Source organism: Lacinutrix algicola (assembly GCF_001418085.1).
In the GTDB taxonomy this organism is placed as follows: Bacteria; Bacteroidota; Bacteroidia; order Flavobacteriales; family Flavobacteriaceae; genus Lacinutrix; species Lacinutrix algicola.
The window spans coordinates 137,145-156,324 of record NZ_LIQH01000030.1; the positions used below are offsets into that span (position 1 = coordinate 137,145).

Below are 19,180 nucleotides of genomic sequence, written 5' to 3' on the forward strand. Positions count from 1 at the left end.
TTTTAGCATACATTTACCGCTCTAATAGAGCGGTTTTGTTTTTAACAAAATTGCTGTAATTAAATAACTTGTGTTATGAAATATATGGTAATTTTAACATTCTTTTTTAAATAACCTAGTGCAAACGCACTTCGAGGAAATTATCTCAAGCTTTTTAGAAAAGCGTGTAGGTATATCTAAAGCTTTTTTAAGTGAAGACTTAGCTTTTCAATTAAAATCAAATTTATTATCACTTTACGAAAATGAGGCTTTAAGTTTAGCAGGTATTGCTAATTCTCATTTGTTTAATCACGATAATTCTATAAGAAGAGATAAGATTTTTTGGTTGAATAAAGCAGATAATAATATTTATGAGAAGCAATTCTTTAGTTTAATAGACGAATTCGTGTTGTATCTCAATCAAACTTGCTTTGCCGGAATAAAAAGTTACGAATTTCATTATGCACTCTACGAAAAAGGTGCTTTTTATAAAAAACATATAGATCAGTTTAAAACTGATAATAGTCGTGTTTTTTCTATAATCATGTACTTAAATAGTGGTTGGTTGACTAAGGATGGAGGAGAATTAAAACTATATCAAGAAACTGGAATCGATATAATTTCTCCAGACAATCTTAAATGTGTTTTCTTTAAAAGTAATGAGATTGAGCATGAAGTTTTAGTCACTAATACTTCTAGAATGAGTATTACGGGTTGGTTAAAATCATAATATTAAATGTTAATTATTAGATTCTTTTAGAGATTTGTAATCAAAAACGAGATTTTAATAGCGCATGTTTTAGCGATTTTGTTGATTTTTTGTTTTTACGAAGAATAAAAAACACGCAAAATTAAATTTAAGAACGTTTTTAAGAGATTTAAGCGACTTTTATCAAAATCAACAATTGTTAATAAAAAATAGGCTAATTCGTTAAACAACGTTGTAAGGCCTTAATGTTTTCGTATATTTGGTTGTCGCTGAAAAATCAGTTTTTCAGTTTCAATAAAATTAAATAAAGCAATATAAAATAATACATATATGAGCGAAAAGAAAGAAGAGTTTAATAAGCATAATTACTCTGCAGATAGTATCCAGGCCTTAGAAGGTATGGAGCATGTACGTATGCGTCCTTCAATGTATATTGGAGATGTTGGTGTACGTGGATTACACCATTTAGTATATGAGGTTGTAGATAACTCTATTGATGAAGCTTTAGCTGGACATTGTGATAATATTACAGTAACTATTAACGAAGATAACTCGATTACTACAGAGGATGATGGTCGTGGTATTCCTGTAGATTTACACAAAAAAGAAGGCGTTTCAGCACTAGAAGTTGTAATGACTAAAATTGGTGCAGGTGGTAAGTTTGATAAAGATTCTTATAAAGTATCTGGTGGACTTCACGGTGTGGGTGTAAGTTGTGTTAATGCATTATCAGAGCACTTAACAGCTACTGTTTATAGAGATGGTAAAATTTGGGAACAAGAGTATTCTAAAGGAAAAGCTTTATATCCAGTAAAAGCAATTGGTGAAACAGACAAAAGAGGAACTACTGTTACTTTTAGACCAGATGCTACAATCTTTACTCAAACTTTAGAATATAACTACGATACTCTAGCGAGTAGAATGCGTGAGTTAGCGTATTTAAATAAAGGAATTACGGTTCATTTAATTGATAAGCGTTTTACTAAAGAAGATGGTTCTTTCGAAGGTGAAACATTTCATTCTGAAGAAGGATTAAAAGAATTTATCAAGTTTTTAGATGCATCAAGAGAACCTTTAATGAAAGATGTTATTTCTTTTGAAGGTGAAAAAAATGGAGTGCCTGTTGAGGTTGCAATGATTTATAATACAAGTTATGCCGAAAACTTACACTCTTATGTAAACAACATTAATACACACGAAGGTGGTACACACCTTTCTGGTTTTAGACGTGGTTTAACACATACATTAAAGAAGTATGCTGACGAATCTGGAATGTTAGACAAATTAAAGTTTGATATTGCTGGAGACGATTTCCGTGAGGGATTAACAGCTATTATTTCTGTAAAAGTTCAAGAACCTCAGTTCGAAGGACAAACAAAAACTAAGTTAGGAAACAGAGAAGTTTCTGCAGCGGTAAGTCAATCGGTGTCAGAAATGTTGTCTGATTATTTAGAAGAAAATCCAGACGATGCTAAAATTATTGTACAAAAAGTAATCTTAGCAGCTCAAGCACGTCACGCGGCACAAAAAGCACGTGAAATGGTACAGCGTAAAACAGTAATGAGTATAGGTGGTTTACCTGGAAAATTATCTGATTGTTCTGAGCAAGATCCTGCAAAATGTGAAGTATACCTTGTCGAGGGAGATTCGGCCGGTGGTACTGCAAAGCAAGGTCGTGATAGAGCATTTCAAGCTATTTTACCTTTACGTGGTAAGATTCTTAATGTTGAAAAAGCCATGAAGCACAAGGTTTTTGAAAACGAAGAGATTAAAAACATATTTACTGCTTTAGGTGTAACAATAGGTACAGAAGAAGATAGTAAAGCCTTAAACCTTTCAAAATTAAGATACCACAAAATAGTCATCATGTGTGATGCCGATATTGATGGTTCGCATATTGAAACTTTAATTCTTACTTTCTTTTTCCGTTACATGAAGGAGTTAATTGAAAATGGACATATTTACATCGCAACACCACCTTTATACTTAGTTAAAAAAGGAGCTAAAAAACAATATGCTTGGGATGACGAAGCACGTTTAGCACTTATGGCAGAATATGGTGATGGAGCAAAAATACAACGTTATAAAGGTCTTGGTGAGATGAATGCAACTCAGCTTTGGGATACTACAATGAATCCTGAGTTTAGAACATTACGTCAAATTCAAATTGATAACGGAGTAGAGGCAGATAGAGTATTCTCAATGTTAATGGGAGACGAAGTGCCACCACGTCGTGAGTTTATAGAAAAGAATGCTGTTTATGCAAATATTGATGCATAACACTTAATATAAAACTAAAAAAACACCTTCAGTAAAACTATTGAAGGTGTTTTTGCGTTAATAAATGTAGAACCCAAACCTAAACATATATTAAAATGAAAAAAATAGGATTAATTCTAGTTGCTTTAGTTTCGGCTTTAAGTACTAACGCGCAAGATAATTTAGATCAATTATTAGCTGCTGGTGTAGCAGATGCAGAGCGTTTCTCTTCAAATTATATAAAACCTGCAAACGATGTTTTGGCTTATGGTATAAATACGGGTTGGTTTAATAATGCAAAAACACCAAAACGTTTTGGTTTCGAATTGTCAATTATTGGTAATGCAACTTTTATTAACGATGTAGACAAGCAGTTTATATTAGATACTAATGATTACGAAAATATACGTTTTCAAGACGGAAGTATAAGTAAGCCTGTGTCTACGGCTTTAGGACATAGTGATCCGGCTATTTTTGTTGAGGTAACATATGATGATCCTATATTTGGGGAGCAAACAACCGAGTTGGAACTTCCAACAGGAATAGGTTCTGCAAACATAAATTTAGTCCCAACAGCATTCCTACAAGCTAGCTTTTCTCCTTTTAAAGGAACACAGATAAAAGGACGGTATTTTCCTAAAGTTGATCAAGAAGATGTAAAAGTAGGATTGTATGGTTTTGGAATACAGCAAGATTTTACCTCTTTTTTACCAGCAGATAAAGTACTTCCAGTATCAATATCTGGATTAATAGCTTATACGCATTTAGATGGTAGTTACGATTTTACAGATACAGGAGTTGTAGATGGAGAAAATCAGCAAATTGAGACTGAAACCAATACAATGTTATACCAATTAATAGTTGGCACAAAACTAAAAATAATTAATTTTTATGCTTCTGTTGGTTATTTAAGCGGAAAGAATACGACAGATTTACTAGGAACATATCGTGTTTCTGGTGAAGTTCTAGGTCAAACTGTTTATTCTGATGAAATAAAAGATCCATTCTCAATAAAATCGGATACAACAGGAGTATTAACAATAGTTGGAGCTAATTTAAGCCTAGGTTTTTTCGGATTAAACGCAGCGTATACTATTGCAGATTTTAATAGTGCATCATTAGGAATGAATTTCAGCTTTTAAAAGTCTAGTTTTTAACCGTTTTTTGATGCAAAATTTGTAAATTCGTACTTTAAATTTATACACAAACTAAAAATATATTAAAATGAAAGTAACAGTAGTTGGAGCAGGAGCAGTAGGTGCAAGTTGTGCTGAATATATTGCTATTAAAGATTTCGCAAGCGAAGTTGTAATCTTAGATATTAAAGAAGGTTTTGCAGAAGGTAAAGCAATGGATTTAATGCAAACCGCTTCATTAAACAGTTTCGATACAAAAATAACAGGAAGTACAAACGATTACTCTAAAACAGCAGGTTCTGATGTTTGTGTAATTACTTCAGGAATTCCTAGAAAACCAGGTATGACTCGTGAAGAGCTTATTGGTATTAATGCAGGAATAGTAAAAATGGTATCTGCTAGCTTAATTAAGCATTCTCCAGATACAATTATTATTGTAGTGTCTAATCCTATGGATACAATGACATATTTAGTGCATAAAACTACAGGTTTACCAAAAGAAAGAATTATTGGTATGGGTGGAGCTTTAGATTCTGCACGTTTCAAGTACCGTTTAGCTGAAGCTTTAGGAGCACCTATTAGCGATGTAGATGGAATGGTAATTGGTGGACATAGCGATAAAGGTATGGTGCCATTAATAGGTAAAGCGGTAAGAAACAGTGTTGTTGTTTCTGAATTTTTATCTGAAGAAAGAATGGAACAAGTAGTTCAAGATACTAAGGTTGGAGGCGCTACGCTTACAGGTTTATTAGGAACATCAGCATGGTATGCACCAGGAGCAGCAGTATCTGCAATGGTTCAAGCTATTGCTTGTGATACTAAAAAAATATTCCCTTGTTCTGCTTTATTAGCAGGAGAATTTGGATTAAGTGATTTAGCAATCGGAGTACCTTGTGTATTAGGTGCTAACGGAATTGAAAAAATTGTTGAAATTAGCTTAACAGATGCTGAAAAAGCAAAATTAGCAGAGTCTGCTGAAGGTGTTAAGAAAACTAATGGATTATTAGAATTATAAGAAGTATATAATAGAAGCCAGTAAGATTTTATAAGTCTTACAAACTTCAAACAATACATAAAGAAGCCTCACAATAATAGAATTGTGAGGCTTTTTATTTTTATTAGACTTTATAAGTTGATTTAAAGTGATTTAACGCTACAATATTTATACAAAGACAGTAGTAATACAACCTTAATTTTTTTATATTTGGCGCATGAAGACGAAATGGTATTTTGGTACTTTAATTGTAATACTCGCTTTGTTTGGTGTATGTCAAGAGAATTTGACGATTCCAAACCAAGAGGTTGTATTACAGTTTTCTAATACTACTATATCTTCAAACGAAGCTAAGCTTGCTATTGCTAATGTAAAAAAGCAATTAAAAACAATTGGTGTTTCTAAAGTGGACATTCGCGAGGAATCCAATGGACGCTTAGTAATTTCATACTTTAGTGATATTACAGTTGCTAACGTAAAAGATGCTTTAGCTGCAACCGCACTAACAGTCGACTATGCTTCTCACGAAGATAATCAGTCAGACTTTCCAAAAGAACAAACATACAATCTCGATGTTTTCGAAATCACCAAAAGTAGTGATACAGGTTTAGGGTCTGGTGGAAAGCTAATGTTCGAACTTAAACAAGATTACGACAGATTTTCAAATCCAAACGTATTTCTTTATGCAACAGAGGTTACTTCAACCGAAAAAAATATAGAAGTACTAGTTGCTTACAAACAAAACAAAACTATTGCAATTGCAATAAACAATATTCCTCACCAAATTCCTGAATGTCGAGCTGGACCAGTTTCGTAACAGGAATAGTATTATAGAACTTCCTAAATAATAAACGTTTTTGAAATAGTAATGTAAAGCTTCGGCTGTAGTTATTGTTTCAAAATTATAGTTTTCATAATTGATACAGAAAACTATCCATTCATATTAAAACCATTACTAACAATTGTCAGCTTCGATTAAAGAAATCGAAATAAAAAACTGACGCAAATAACAAAACAATGCAAAATAAAGGATTAGTAAAGCTGTTCGCAGTTTTATTTGGACTGGTAAGTATTTACCAATTGTCTTTCTCGTTTAAAAACAATGCAATCGAGAAAAATGCAGAAGAAATAGCTGCAGCAAAATTTAGTACAGATGTTGAAGACTTTAAAGAGAAGCGTAAAGCGTTTGAAGCAAATTATCTTGATTCTCTTTCTGGTGTAACAGAAAGTGTGTTTTTAGGTGAAGATTACTCTAAAGTTAAAGACAATGCAATGAAATTGGGTCTTGACCTTAAAGGTGGTTTAGAAGCAATTTTACAAGTGTCTGTAAGAGATATCTTAAAAGGATTAGCAAATAACACAAAAGATCCTGTGTTTAACAAAGCATTAGATGATGCTGATATTTTACAAACAAATTCTCAGGATGATTATATTGAGTCTTTCTACGTAGCTTTCGATGCTATTAAAGGAGATAAAAAATTAGCATCTCCAGATATTTTTGGAACACGTTCTTTAGTAGAAGCTGGAACTGTTAAAATTGGAATGAGTGATGCTGATGTAAAAAGCGCATTATCTAAAAAAATAGATGAGTCTATAAACTCTGCATTACAAGTATTACGTACACGTATTGACCAATTTGGAGTTGCATCTCCAAACATTCAACGTTTAGGTTCTTCTGGACGTATTTTAGTTGAATTACCAGGTGTTAAAGATGTAGAGCGTGCAAAAGCATTAATTACAGGAACAGCAGAATTAGAATTTTGGTTTGGTTACAAAGCACAAGATTTAGGTCAGTACTTTAACGACTTAAACAATGCTTTAAAAGCGAAGCAAGAAACTGCAGCAGTAGATACTGAAGCAGATACTACTCAAGAAGCAGGAGAAGAAACTGCAGATGATATTATTGGAGATTTAACTGGAGCAGAAGACGAAACAGCAGTAGTTGTTAATCCGTTTTACGATTTAGTTGCAGTAAACTCTACAGGATATTATTCTGGAGCTGGTTTAGTAAAACTTACAGACCAGAAGAAAGTATTAGAAATGTTAAATTCTAAAGAAGCTATCGCAATGCGTCCAGCTGCTGCAAAGAATGTAAGATTTGTATTCGAAAAACCTAAAGAAGATAGTGAAGTAACAACGTTACACGTTTTAGAGGGTAATAGAGATAACGTACCACCATTACATGGTAGTATTGATGATGCAAGAGAAGGTTACGACCAAGGAAATAATGTAGTCGTAAACATGCAAATGGATGCTGCTGGATCTAAAACTTGGGAAGAAATGACTGAGCGTGCATACAAAGAAGGAAGTAATATTGCTATTGTTTTAGATGATGTTGTGTATTCAGCACCAGGAATTAGTAGTGGTAAAATTGCAGGTGGTCGTTCAGAGATTAAAGGAGACTTTACAATTAACGAAGCGATCGATTTATCTAACGTTTTACGTGCAGGTAAATTACCAGCAAGAGCAAGTATTATCCAGAGTGATGAGGTAGGACCAACTTTAGGTCAAGAAGCTATCGATAGCGGTACAATGTCATTTTTAATAGCATTAGCATTAGTATTAGTATGGATGTTTTTCTACTATGGTAAAGCAGGTGCATTTGCAGATGTTGCAATGGCATTAAACATTTTATTAATCTTCGGTATTTTATCAGGATTAGGAGCTGTATTAACGTTACCTGGAATTGCAGGTATTGTATTAACAATAGGTATGTCTGTAGATGCAAACGTACTTATTTTCGAACGTATTAGAGAAGAGTTAGGAAAAGGTAAAGACCAGAAATCTGCTATTAAAGACGGATTTGGTAATGCATTGTCTTCTATTTTAGATGCCAACATTACAACGGGTTTAACTGCTTTAATTTTATTCTTATTTGGTACAGGACCAATTAAAGGTTTCGCAACTACTTTATTAGTAGGTATTGGTACTTCTTTATTTACAGCAATTTTTATTACAAGATTACTTGTAGATTGGTATGTTAACAGAGGTGGTAAATTAGACTTCTCAACAGGGATTACTAAAAACTTATTTAGAAACATCAATATCGAGTTTTTAAAGAAACGTAAATTAGCTTACATCATTTCAGGAGTGTTAATTCTTGGAAGTTTAGCATCATTATTTACTAACGGATTAGATCAAGGTGTAGATTTTAAAGGTGGTAGAACTTACCAAGTACGTTTCGATCAGCCAGTAAGCTCTTCAGAAATAAGTACTACATTATCAGATCCAGCGATTTTTGGTAGTGCAGACGCTAAAACTTTTGGTGACGATAACCAGTTGAAAATCACAACTAAATTTAGAATTGACGAAGCATCAGAAGAAGCAGATAATGAAATGAGAGAAATCTTATTTAATGCTTTACAACCACATTTAAATGGTATGAGCTATGCAGATTTTATCTCTAATAAAGAAGGTAAAACAGCAGGTTTAATGAAGAAGTATAAAGTAAGTCCAACAATTGCAGATGATATCAAGCAAGAGTCTTTCTGGGCTGTTTTAGGATCATTAATTGTTGTATTCCTTTATATCTTATTCCGTTTTAAAAGATGGCAATTCTCACTTGGTGCAGTAGCAGCAGTATTCCACGATGTATTAATCGTATTAGGAGTATTCTCTATTACATACAAGTTTATGCCATTCTCATTAGAAATCGATCAAGCCTTTATAGCTGCGATTCTTACTGTAATTGGTTACTCATTAAATGATACCGTTGTAGTATTCGATAGAATTCGTGAGTACTTTAACGAGCATACAGATTGGGATTTCGATAAAGTAATCGACAAGTCTTTAAGCTCTACATTAAGTAGAACATTAAACACCTCTTTAACTACTTTAGTAGTATTATTAGCCATCTTTATATTTGGTGGAGAATCTATTAGAGGTTTCATGTTTGCTTTAATAGTAGGTGTAGTTGTAGGTACATACTCATCTTTATTCATCGCAACACCAATTATGTTCGATTCAGTAAAAGGAGATGCTGCAGATGCATTAAAAGACAAAGTAAAAGAAGAAGAATTAGAAGAAGGTGCGCAAGCATAATCCTTAAGTTCTATAATATTAAAAAAGCCTTTCAGTTTTATACTGAAGCTTTTTTTTATTTTTAACAAATGTACAATAGAATTCAATGGTTTTCTTTTGGGCGTTCCCTTGCGAAAAGCAAGGTCAGGCTCTCGCAAGTCGCTCTTTTCAAGGAGCTCCAACAATTGCTCCATCCTTAACGCGCTAGCCTAAGTATTGTCTTTAATCCAATCTTTAGTCATAAGCCAAAGAGACGTTTTAAAACGTTCTCTAAAAAAACCAAAATGTCCAATATCTGGTACGTTTAATACTTCAGGTTCTAAATGTAATCGCTCTACTTTAGCATTAGTAAAAAGCTTAGATAGCCAATCTACCGTTTGCTTAGGTGCAAATTCATCATTAGGAAAACTTAAAATTTTAATAGAGCAAGTAATGGAGTTTAGGTGTAAATCTTCTTTTTTAGCAGTATCTAAAAAGTAGTTTTTTCTATTTCCCCAAACACGCCATTGATAAACAACACGCTTTGGAAGGTTTTCGAAAAGCTTTAGTTTTCTTGCAGGAAAATAACCGTTTAAAGAAGTTGTAATTGGAATAATAGCATTCCAGAATAAAAACATCTTTGGTTTTTCTAAACCCTTAAAAAGATTCCAATAACCAGATTGCGAAGCAACAGTAATAATAAAATCTACGAGTTTAATATTTTTATTAAAAGCAATAAGTTGACCACCAATACTATGTGTAATTAGTGTAATCTTATGTTCCGGATTTTCTGTTTTTACAAAGCTTAAAATTGAAGCTTGATTAGAAGCCCAATCGTATAAGTTAGAAGTGTTGTTTTTTACGGTTTTACCATGAGATAAGCCAATACCAGAATAATCAAAAGTATAAACGGTAAAACCTAAAGAACAAAAATATTTAGCAAAATTACCGTAGTAAGATTGTAAAACACCAGTAGCAGATGATATTACAATACTTTTAGCATTAGAGTTTTTTGGTGTAAATTGAGTTGTAAAAACAGAGTGTTTATTAGACTGTTCTATTTCTACAACTTTTTGTTCCATTACTCTTCAATCTTAAACACAAAATAATCCATTGTATCTCCAACTTCTAGCAGCCATTCTTCGGCTAAGCCAGCATTAACCTCTAATACAAATTGTGCTAAAGCATTAGATGGTAAAGAGGCTTCATTAAAAGGTTGTGCATTTTCTTGAAAGCTAACCACCTTTTTGTTGTGATCTAAAAAGATAAGGTCAAGTGGTATACGCGTATTCTTCATATAGAAATTACGTTCTCTAATTTCGTCAAAAACAAACAACATACCTTGGTTCTTTTTCATCGATTCGCGATACATTAAACCCGTTTCAATTTCAAAAGGTGTCTTCGCAATCTCAATGTCTAGTTTTGCAATAATTGTATCTGCTGTAGTTTTGTATAATGTAAGTTCACCTTCTTTAGTAAAAGTAACTTCTGTTTGCTTAATAGATTTTGGTTCGCTTTTACAAGCTATAACAGTTAAGCTAAAACTTAATAATAGGATTACTATTTTAAATGTCTTCATTAGTTGTAGTTAGATTTTTGTTTGTAAATAAACATAAAGTACAGTCCAATTAATATAAATGGTATACTTAGTACTTGTCCTGTATTCATAAACCAAATATAATCATCTCGTCCATCTACTTGTGCAATTTTTACAAATTCTACAAAGAAACGAACCGTCCATAGTAATACTAAAAAGAGACCGAATAAGAAACCTGGTTGATTGTTTTTGTTTGTTTTTAAGTAGAAATATAATAAAATTAAGAATACAAAAATGTAGCAAAACGATTCGTACATTTGAGCAGGATGTCTATAAGGCACCGCTTGTAATAAGTCTATAAATTTTGGGTCGTTAGAAACAGCACGATATGCTTCTTTGTAGTCTGCTATTCCTGTTAATTTTACAATTTCACCTTTAGTATATTCTTCTTGTATAAAACGTACACCTAATGGAAAGTCTCCAGATAATTTACCTACTATTTCAGAATTGATAAAGTTTCCAATTCTAATAAACACAGCACCCGAAGCTACCGGAATTACAATGCGGTCTAAAATCCACATTAAAGATTTGTAATTATACTTTCTTCGGTATAAATACATAGCAATAATAATACCTATTGCAGCACCGTGACTTGCAAGTCCTGAAAATCCTGAAAACTCAAATCTTGGATTAAAATGGAATGGTAAGAAAACGCTAAAGAAATCTTGAGAAAACAGTTCTGGTTGATAGAAAATAACATGACCTAAACGTGCACCCAACATTGTTGCTAAAACAGTGTAGATAAATAAGGGATCAAGATATTCTATCTTTACGTTTTCTCTGTTAAAAATGCGTTTCATTATATGCCATCCTACAACAAATGCAGAAACCCACATTAGGCTGTAAAAATGAATTTTGAAATTCCCAATAATATCAATTCCTGTTATAGGATTCCAGTTGAATTCTAATAAATACATAGATTGTTTTTTGTGATTGTAAATATAGTATTTATGCTCTATTTATTTTAGTATATCACAAATCATTAACAAAACCACAATGTTTATTTTAAACAAAACCATTGGTGTGCGCGTTAAGGATGGAAAGGTTTGTTTGAGCTCTTTTTTTATTTTCGAAAAAAAGCGAGCCTTGAGAGCCTGACTTTTAGTTCGTTTAATAAGTTTTTTAATTTTTTGAAAGGACTAAAAGAAACGCCCTAATAAATTTTAAGGTACAGGGTCGTAACCTTTGCCTCCCCAAGGATGACAACTAAATATACGTTTTATACTCAATTTCATGCCTTTTAAAAAACCATGTTTTTCTAGAGCTTCTTTGGTATAATGTGAACAGGTTGGTTGGTATCTACACGTTGCTGGCGTAAATGGAGATATAAAAGTTTGGTATACTTTTATTATAAATAGAAAAGGTGCAATTAATATTTTTTTCACAATATTTGTCATTCCTGCGAAGGCAGGAATCTTTTTTTTTTTTGGATTCCTGCCTTCGCAGGAATGACAGTTATGGACTAATTTGTAGAAAAAGTTGTACCTTCTCTACTGTCGTTTAATGTTATACCAACTTCGGCTAACTCATCACGAATTTGGTCAGATAAAGCGAAATCTTTATTCGCTCTAGCTTCTTGTCTTAATTTTATAAGTAATTCTACCGCTCCAGAAAGTTTTTCTGTGCCTTCGGCTGAATCTTTCGCATTGTTTAAGCCTAATAGTTCGAAAACAAATGTGTGTAATGCATTTGTAAACACTTCTAAATCTTCGCTAGAAATGGTTTTACTTCCTTCTTTTATAGCGTTGATGTGGTTTACGGCTTCGAATAAATTAGCGATTAAAATTGGAGTATTAAAATCGTCGTTCATGGCATCGTAACAAGTCTGTTTCCATGCTTTAACATCGAAAGAAGAAGTATTTGAAGCTTTTAAATTATCTAAATCATCGACCGCATTCATTAGGCGATTAAAACCTTTTTCGCTGGCCAATAATCCATTATCTGTTAAATCTAAAACACTTCTATATGCAGATTGCATCATGAAAAAGCGTACTACATTTGGATTGTAGGCTTTAGACAGAATATCGTTTTTACCAGAAAGTAATTCGGCAGGGTTAATATAGTTTCCTGTAGATTTACTCATGCGAGAACCGTTAAGTTCTAGCATGTTTGCATGCATCCAATAGTTTACAGGCGATTTTCCTTTTGCAGCTTGGTTTTGTGCTATTTCACATTCATGATGTGGGAATTTTAAATCCATTCCACCGCCATGAATATCGAATTGTTCGCCTAAGTATTTTGTACTCATGGCTGTACATTCTAAGTGCCAACCAGGGAAACCGTCGCTCCAAGGCGATGGCCAACGCATAATATGTGTAGGCTCTGCTTTTTTCCAAAGGGCAAAATCTTGTGGATTTTTTTTATCACTTTGTCCGTCCAGAGCACGTGTATTATGTATTAAATCTTCAAGTTTACGCTTGCTTAAAATACCGTAATTGTTAGTCTCGTTATATTTATGAACATCGAAATAAACTGAGCCATTTACTTCGTAACCAAAACCGTTATCTATAATAGTGCTAATAAGTTCAATCTGTTCTATAATATGACCAGTTGCAGTAGGTTCGATACTAGGAGGTAAGAAGTTGAATTGGTTTAATACGTTATGAAAATCGACAGTATAACGCTGTACAATTTCCATAGGTTCAATTTCTTCTAAACGTGCTTTTTTAGTGATTTTATCTTCTCCAGCATCTGCATCATTTTCTAAATGTCCAGCATCTGTAATGTTTCTAACGTAGCGTACTTTGTAACCTAAATGTTTGAGGTAACGAAACACCATATCGAAAGACATAAATGTTCTTACATTTCCTAGATGTACATTACTATAAACTGTAGGTCCGCAAACATACATACCAACATTTCCTTCTGTAATAGTTTCGAAAGGTTCTTTTTTTCCGGTTAAAGAATTATAGATTTTTATGTGCTGATTCTTGTAAAGTTGCATGTTGTATAATATAAAGCTGAAAATACTTTGTTTAAAAAGTGATTTTCGAATGCGTTAATTTATTAGTTATAGATTTTGACGTCGAAGCTAATAATTTTATAGTTTTCTTTTAAAAGAAGTTCTAATTATTTTGCTTTTTAGAATTTAGTTTCTAATTTAATGTAGTCTAAAAACTCACGTTTAGTTTCTTTGTTTTTAAACTGTCCACCAAATTCTGAAGTTACTGTACTACTTTCAATATCGCGAATACCACGAGAGTTTACACATAAATGCTTAGCATCTATAACACAAGCAACATCGTCTGTATTTAATACTTTTTGAAGTTCTTTTACGACCTGTATAGTTAAGCGTTCTTGTACTTGAGGACGTTTTGAGAAATAATCCACAATTCTATTCATTTTAGATAAGCCAACAACTGTACCGTTTGAGATGTAAGCAATGTGTGCTCTACCAACAATTGGTAATAGGTGATGCTCGCAAGTAGAGTAAACAGTTATGTTTTTTTCTACAAGCATTTCTCCGTACTTATATTTATTATCAAAAACCGATGCTGTTGGTTTTTTTTCTGGGTCTAGACCTCCAAAAATTTCATTAACAAACATTTTAGCAACACGATTTGGTGTGCCATTTAAGCTATCATCTGTTAAGTCTAATCCTAACGTTTCCATAATATGACGAACATCGTCTTTTATTATCTCTATTTTTTCTTTGTCCGAAAGCTTAAAAGCATCAGCTGCCATTGGAGTATCAGTAGATGTGCCTACATGGTTTTCTCCTAACTCGTCATTTCTGTTTGTAGTATTCTCAATTTTCATCTGTTCAAATTCTAACTATAGTCATATTTAATACACTAAAACAAAGTAGACTAAAAGGGCTTCGTTTTAATGATACTATTTTAATAAGAATTGAAGCGTATAAGCTTAATTTTATTAACTCAGCAAAGATAAGTAATAAAAAAATGAGTGTAACAAGGTAGGAGTTTTTATATTTAAGTTGTTATAATTTTAGAGCATTGAATATTAACAAAAAGTTAATTATTTTTTGTTATTTTTAGCATCTTAAAAACGGTATTTATTTATGAAACTCAAACTACTTTACGCTTTTGCATTATTGTTTGCAATTAGCACCTTTAGTGCAAATGCACAATCATCAAAAATGCAACCACTTAAGTTGGTTAAGTATAATGACAATGTTAAGGCACCATTAACATCTCAAGAACTTTCTTTTCTTAAAGAAGTTTACGCAGATAAATTAGATGCTTATGTGCTAGATAGACCACAAAAATTAAAAGATTTAAAAAACTTACTTAGAAATAGAATTCTCATAAGAGAAATGCCAGAATTAGTAGGTAATACTGAAAAGTATAAAACTTTAACTGATGCGGGATTATTTAATGCTTATAATTCAGAATTAGCTTTCGATACTTCTTATAATAAAAACACTTTTAATGTTTTAAAATATAATCTTGAGATTCATGGTAGAGGCTCAAGAATTTATAGGATTCTGAATACTAATTTTTTCATCGTAATACTATCTCAACACCAATAAAAAACACAACAATGAATAAGTTTACTTTATTAATTACATTTTTATTTATTTCGACTGTTGCATTGGCTCAAGATGTTTTGATGCAAACAGGAACAATAACACAATGCTCTGGTACTTTATATGATTCTGGAGGAGCAGCAGCAAACTATGGTGATGGTGAGAATTTTACACTTACAATCTGTCCTGATGTTGCTGGAAATCTAGTTCAACTTGATTTTACAGCATTTAATACACAAACAGGAAGTGATACAATGACTTTTTATGATGGAGATGATATTACTGCTAATAACTTTGGAACTTATTCTGGAGCAGGAGCAGCAAATAATCCAGGTTTTGTATCTGCAACCCCTAATAATGCAACAGGTTGTATAACTATAGTGTTTACTTCTGACGCTGCTGCTACAACTACAGGTTGGGCAGCAACTATTTCTTGTTTTGAACCTTGTCAAACAATAGTTTCTCAATTAGATAGTTCTACACCAGCTCCAAATGGAGACGGTTACATTTGGGTTTGTCCAGGTGAAGATGTTACACTTAGTGGTAGTGGTAATTTTTCTGTAGATGGATCAGGAGCTACTTACGAGTGGGATTTAGGAGACGGTAATACTATGGCTGGTCAAACGGCAACATTTTCTTATCCTAATCCTGGAGTTTATATTGTGAATTTAAATATTACAGATTCCAATACAGATCCGGCGCCCGGAACAGGTTGCTCAAATACAAATTTAATTAATCAAGTTATTCAGGTTGGTACAGAACCAGATTTTACTGGTACACAAGCAGCACAAAGTATATTGTGTTTTGGAGAGACTACAACAATAGCAGGTGTTGTAACACCTACAGAGTTTATTAATGATTGTACACCGCCAGTTAGTGGGACAACATTTTTACCAGATGGGAATGGTGCTTCTTATTCAACATGTGTTACTGTAGATTGTTACGATTCTGCTCAAACGTTAACGGACATAAACCAAATTGTTGGTATATGTGTTAATATGGAGCATTCTTATTTAGGTGATTTAGATATTAATATTATTAGCCCTTTAGGAGCAGTAGCAGTACTAAAAGCATATCCAGGAGGTGGAGGAACTTACCTTGGTGGAGCTAATGATGATGGAACTAATACACCAGGAGTTGGAGCCGATTATTGTTTTTCTACAGCAGGAACGGTAACTTTAGAAAATGGTCCAACAATAAATGCAGGTAGTAACCCAGCAAATAACTCTATAACACCAGGGACATATTTGCCAGAAGGTAGTTTAAATACACTTTTAGGTAGTCCTCTAAATGGTGATTGGTGTATTCAAATTATTGATAATTTAGGAGCAGATAATGGTTTTATCTTTTCTTGGAGTATACAATTTGACCCAAACTTACAACCTCCAGAATTATCTTTTACACCAATAACTGTAACAGAAGGATGGGATGCGGATCCAACAATAACTGGTACTGCAGGGAATACTATTACTGTTGCTCCACCAACAGCTGGTCAATATTGTTATACTTATAGAACCACAGATGATTTTGGATGTGAATATGAAGAAACTGTTTGTATTAATATGTTACCAGAAATATTAACAGCAGCACCTGATAATTTATTTTTATGTAATCCAGGAGCTCCACCTTATATTTTTGATTTAACAGAAAATGATGATGTAATAAATGGACCAGCAGTTGATCCTGTAGACCAAATTATTACATATTATGAGACGCAGGCGGATGCAGATAATGCAACGAATGAAATTACTAATCCAACAACTTATTCTTCAACGGCTACAATTGGAGCACCTCAAACAATATTTGTTAGAATAGAGTATTTAACTTCAGGTTGTTTTGAAACAGATTCGTTTACATTAAACGTTACTGCACAACCGGTAATCAATCCAGCATTGGATATGGTGCTTTGTGATGATGTTTCTAATGATGGTGTTGAGCCTTTTGATTTAGAATCTCAAGACTTAATAATATTAGGAACTCAAGCAGCTTCAGATTATACAGTAACTTATTATGCATCTCTTGCAGATGCTGCTGCAGGTGTAGATGCTTTAGTAAGTTTATATGATAATACTAGTAATCCACAACCTATTTTTGTGAGAGTGGAATTAACAGCAGACGCTACATGTTTTAATGTAACTACAGATCCTTTAGGAGAATTTGACCTTATTGTAAACCCAAGTCCGGAGGTTATGTCTTTAACAAGTAATTCTGATATCTGTTCTGGCGAGGATGCTATATTTACAATTACAGGTACAGCTAACCATGTTGTAGATTATAATATAAATGGAGGAGCTACACAGCAAGTAACTCTTGATGCAGCTGGGCAAGCGATAATAACTATTGCAGCGGTAACTGCAGATCAGGTAATAACATTAGAATCTGTTGTAGATACAGTTACAACATGTGCTGCTGCTTTAACAAATACTGAAACGGTTGTAGTTAATGCTAATCCAACAGTTGTGTTAACAAGTAATACAAGTGTGTGTTCTGGAGCAGATGTAATATTTACAATTACTGGAGATGCTGGTAATATTGTGGATTATAATATTAATGTAGGAGGAACATTACAAGTAACATTAGATGCCGCTGGAGAAGGAGTGGTAACTGTTGCAGGAGCAACAGTTGATCAGACTATTACTTTAGAATCTATTGTTAATCCAACTACTACATGTTCAAGTGTTTTAACTGAAACTAATACTGTAACTATAGAAGCTAATCCAGTTATAACATCTTTAACAACAAATACAGATATATGTTCAGGAACAGATGCAATTTTTACTATTAATGGTACTGCAGATGATGTTGTAGATTATACTATTAATGGAGGAGTTGTAGAGCAAGTAACTATAGATGCAACAGGTCAAGCCATTGTAATAATTACAGCTGCAACTGTAGATCAAACGATTTTATTAGAAACAGTAACTAACCCGGTTACTTCTTGTTTTGGAATTTTAACTGATACTGCAACCGTTACAGTACTTGCAAACCCAACAGTACTACTTACGAGTAATACAGCTGTTTGTATAGGTGAAGATGCTGTATTTACTATTATAGGAGTTTCTGGTAATATTGTAGATTATAATATTAATGGAGGAGGAACTTTACAAACTACACTTGATGCTGCAGGAGAATCTGTTATTACAATAGTAGCTCCAACTGTGGATCAAACGATGACTTTAGAGTCTATAAATAATCCAACAACAACTTGTACTAGTGCTTTAACTGATTCAAATACAGTTATAATTAATCCACTACCAACCATAGTTGTACCAACACCACTAGAAGTTTGTGACGACGGTACACCAGATGGAATAACAGAAATAGATTTAACCCTAAAAAACAACGAAATTTCAGGTGGTAATCCAGCATATGCTGTAACGTATTATTTCACACAAGCTGATGCCGATGCACAAGCAAACCCATTAGTAAATCCATATACTAACGTTGTACCAAACATGCAAACTATTTATGTGGGCGTGCAAAATACAGACACAGGTTGTTACGATACCACTTCGTTAGATTTAGTAGTAGAACAAGCACCAGTGGCTTTCACACCATCAAATTTAGAATATTGTGATCCAGACAGTGATGGCTTTGGCGAGTTTATGCTATCGGATACCGAAGCAGAAATCACAGGAGGTGCACCAGGACTTACAGTAACTTACCACGAAACGATGTCTGATGCCGATAACAATGTCAATGCATTAGCAAGTCCGTATAACAATATTGTAGTCAATACACAAACTATTTATATTCGTGTAGAAAGTTCTACAATAGCAACCGACTGTGCCACATTTGTAGACTTGGTACTTATTGTAAACCCAACACCACAAATCACAACCGCAGCAGTATTAACACCGCTAGAAGTTTGTGATGATAATGCCGATGGTTTTTCAACGTTCGATTTACCAACCAAAGAGCCAGAAATTCTAAACCTATTAGATGCAGATGCCACTAACGATTTAGATCCTACATTATATACTATTACATATTATACATCAGAGGCTAATGCAGAAGC

The 19,180-nt window shown here is 33.2% G+C and carries 14 protein-coding genes; 8 read left to right on the forward strand and 6 right to left on the reverse strand.

Annotation, left to right across the window (positions count from 1 at the left end):
- Positions 1 to 118 precede the first annotated feature (118 nt).
- The 6 genes from ASC41_RS06130 (at position 119) to secDF (ending at position 9,118) form a co-directional block, all read left to right on the forward strand.
- Positions 119 to 709 carry a 2OG-Fe(II) oxygenase gene (locus ASC41_RS06130; protein WP_055435750.1) on the forward strand — a complete coding sequence of 197 codons (591 nt, stop codon included), beginning with the start codon at positions 119 to 121 and terminating at the stop codon, positions 707 to 709.
- Positions 710 to 1,018: 309 nt separating this feature from the next.
- Positions 1,019 to 2,968 (forward strand): DNA topoisomerase (ATP-hydrolyzing) subunit B, encoded by a 1,950-nt coding sequence (gene gyrB / locus ASC41_RS06135; protein WP_055435751.1) that lies wholly within the window; start codon positions 1,019 to 1,021, stop codon positions 2,966 to 2,968.
- A gap of 95 nt (positions 2,969 to 3,063) precedes the next feature.
- A complete protein-coding gene (locus ASC41_RS06140; RefSeq protein WP_055435752.1) occupies positions 3,064 to 4,089 on the forward strand; it encodes a DUF6588 family protein in 1,026 nt (341 codons plus the stop codon).
- An 82-nt stretch (positions 4,090 to 4,171) separates the two neighbouring features.
- Positions 4,172 to 5,098, forward strand: coding sequence for a malate dehydrogenase (locus ASC41_RS06145; RefSeq protein ID WP_055435753.1), 927 nt, complete (start codon positions 4,172 to 4,174; stop codon positions 5,096 to 5,098).
- Positions 5,099 to 5,294: 196 nt separating this feature from the next.
- Positions 5,295 to 5,894: a hypothetical protein gene (locus tag ASC41_RS06150; RefSeq protein WP_055435754.1), complete on the forward strand. Its 600-nt coding sequence runs from the start codon at positions 5,295 to 5,297 to the stop codon at positions 5,892 to 5,894.
- Between the two features lie 200 nt (positions 5,895 to 6,094).
- Positions 6,095 to 9,118, forward strand: coding sequence for a protein translocase subunit SecDF (gene secDF, locus ASC41_RS06155; protein WP_055435755.1), 3,024 nt, complete (start codon positions 6,095 to 6,097; stop codon positions 9,116 to 9,118).
- A gap of 188 nt (positions 9,119 to 9,306) precedes the next feature.
- Here the strand turns inward: secDF and ASC41_RS06160 are convergent, their stop codons facing one another.
- The 6 genes from ASC41_RS06160 to folE form a co-directional block, all read right to left on the reverse strand.
- Complete coding sequence (locus ASC41_RS06160) at positions 9,307 to 10,158, reverse strand: alpha/beta hydrolase family protein (protein ID WP_055435756.1); 852 nt, start codon at positions 10,156 to 10,158, stop codon at positions 9,307 to 9,309.
- On the reverse strand, positions 10,158 to 10,655 hold the full coding sequence (locus ASC41_RS06165; protein ID WP_055435757.1) for a DUF192 domain-containing protein: 498 nt from the start codon (positions 10,653 to 10,655) through the stop codon (positions 10,158 to 10,160). The genes ASC41_RS06160 and ASC41_RS06165 overlap by 1 nt, the downstream gene beginning before the upstream one ends.
- Complete coding sequence (lgt, locus tag ASC41_RS06170) at positions 10,655 to 11,590, reverse strand: prolipoprotein diacylglyceryl transferase (RefSeq protein WP_055435758.1); 936 nt, start codon at positions 11,588 to 11,590, stop codon at positions 10,655 to 10,657. Before lgt ends, ASC41_RS06165 begins: the two co-directional genes overlap by 1 nt.
- 246 nt (positions 11,591 to 11,836) lie before the next feature.
- Entirely contained in the window at positions 11,837 to 12,058 is a 222-nt protein-coding gene (gene yidD / locus ASC41_RS06175) for a membrane protein insertion efficiency factor YidD (RefSeq protein ID WP_055435770.1), read from the reverse strand.
- 77 nt (positions 12,059 to 12,135) lie between these two features.
- Positions 12,136 to 13,617 carry a cysteine--tRNA ligase gene (gene cysS, locus ASC41_RS06180; RefSeq protein ID WP_055435759.1) on the reverse strand — a complete coding sequence of 494 codons (1,482 nt, stop codon included), beginning with the start codon at positions 13,615 to 13,617 and terminating at the stop codon, positions 12,136 to 12,138.
- A 137-nt stretch (positions 13,618 to 13,754) separates the two neighbouring features.
- On the reverse strand, positions 13,755 to 14,432 hold the full coding sequence (folE, locus tag ASC41_RS06185; RefSeq protein ID WP_055435760.1) for a GTP cyclohydrolase I FolE: 678 nt from the start codon (positions 14,430 to 14,432) through the stop codon (positions 13,755 to 13,757).
- A 262-nt stretch (positions 14,433 to 14,694) separates the two neighbouring features.
- On the opposite strand from folE, the gene ASC41_RS06190 reads away from it, so the two are divergent.
- The gene (locus ASC41_RS06190) at positions 14,695 to 15,165 is read left to right on the forward strand and encodes a hypothetical protein (protein WP_055435761.1); all 471 of its coding nucleotides are present in this window, start codon (positions 14,695 to 14,697) and stop codon (positions 15,163 to 15,165) included.
- 11 nt (positions 15,166 to 15,176) lie between these two features.
- A partial coding sequence (locus ASC41_RS06195; RefSeq protein WP_055435762.1) for a PKD domain-containing protein occupies positions 15,177 to 19,180 on the forward strand: 4,004 nt, incomplete at its 3' end.